Source organism: uncultured Leptotrichia sp., assembly GCF_938036635.1.
Lineage (GTDB): Bacteria > Fusobacteriota > Fusobacteriia > Fusobacteriales > Leptotrichiaceae > Leptotrichia > Leptotrichia hongkongensis.
The window spans coordinates 1-1,324 of record NZ_CALHQO010000581.1 but is presented as its reverse complement, the minus strand read 5'-3'; the positions used below and the strand labels follow the sequence as shown (position 1 = coordinate 1,324).

Annotated in this window: 1 protein-coding gene; it reads right to left on the bottom strand. The window is 33.8% G+C overall.

Annotated elements, in window-relative coordinates:
• On the bottom strand, positions 1 to 1,324 hold a 1,324-nt coding region (locus Q0370_RS11600; RefSeq protein WP_299575899.1), incomplete at both ends, for an alpha-glucosidase.

Below are 1,324 nucleotides of genomic sequence, written 5' to 3'. Positions count from 1 at the left end.
TCTCAAATCAATCATTTTTTTGTAATGTGAAAAAATTGAATCTTTGTTATTTATTTGGTCTGCTACATTTGTTGTGGCTTGGCTCCCTGTTAATTTTATCCATGATTTTGAGTCTTTATCTTTTGAAAATCCAGCATTCTTGCTACTATCCCATTGCATAGGCGTTCTTGAATTGTCACGGCTTCGTTTATTTACAAAATGCAACGCTTCTTCAGATGAAAATCCTTCTCCTAAAGCCCGTTGATATTGGTCTTTACTTGCAATATCATCAAATTCAGAAATATCATTTCTCACAAAATTATCCATTCCAATTTCTTGACCTTGATAAATAAACGGTGTTCCTCGCAAGAAAAAAAACACATTTGCTAGTAGTTTAGCGTTCAAAATATTTGCTTTTTTACCGAAAAATTTATTCAAACTTCTTGGTAAATCGTGATTTTCCAAAAATGGTGCTCCCCATCCGTATTTTTGCTGTGTCAACTGACTTTCAAAAATCTTATTTCTCAATTCCACAGTTGGAATATCTCGTAATGAATAGTAAAATCCACCTTTTGTCATATCCAAATCAGAATAACTAAAATCGAAAATCATCGAAAAGAACCCATCTTCACCAATAAAATCATTGTATCTTTCATACTCCAACAACGGCGTTTCAGCCACAGTCATACAATTATGCTTTTTAAAAGTTTTTTTCGCTAATTCACCCAAAAATTCCTCAATTCCAGGTTGATTTAACGTATATTTAATACTGTAGGCGAATCCATCCGCTCCATCAACAGGCAAATCCAAATATCTCGCATCTTTTTTTATCGAATTAATTGCATCAACTCTAAATCCAGCAATTCCCTTTTCAATCCAATAATTTACCATTTTGTAAAGCTCTTCCCTAACTTCAGGATTCTCCCAATTTAAGTCAGGCTGTTTTTTTGAGAATAAATGCAGATAATACATTTCATTCCCGTTTTCATCTGTTTCCCCTTCAACTTTTTCCCAGGCAGAACCTCCAAAATGGCTTCTCCAGTTTGTTGGTGGCAATCCGTTTTCTCCTCTTTTAAAAATATAGTAATCTCTGTACTTGCTTTCAGGATTTCTCAACGCTTCCAAAAACCACTCGTGCTCATCAGAAGTATGATTAATTACTAAATCTAGAATTATTTTTATTCCTCTTTTTTCAGCCTCCGCAATCAATCTCTCCAAATCTTCCTTTGTCCCAAATTCAGGATTCACATCATAATAATCTGAAATATCATATCCATTGTCATCCATTGGCGACTTAAATATCGGACAAACCCAAATAAGCGTTATTCCTAAATCCTTCAAATAA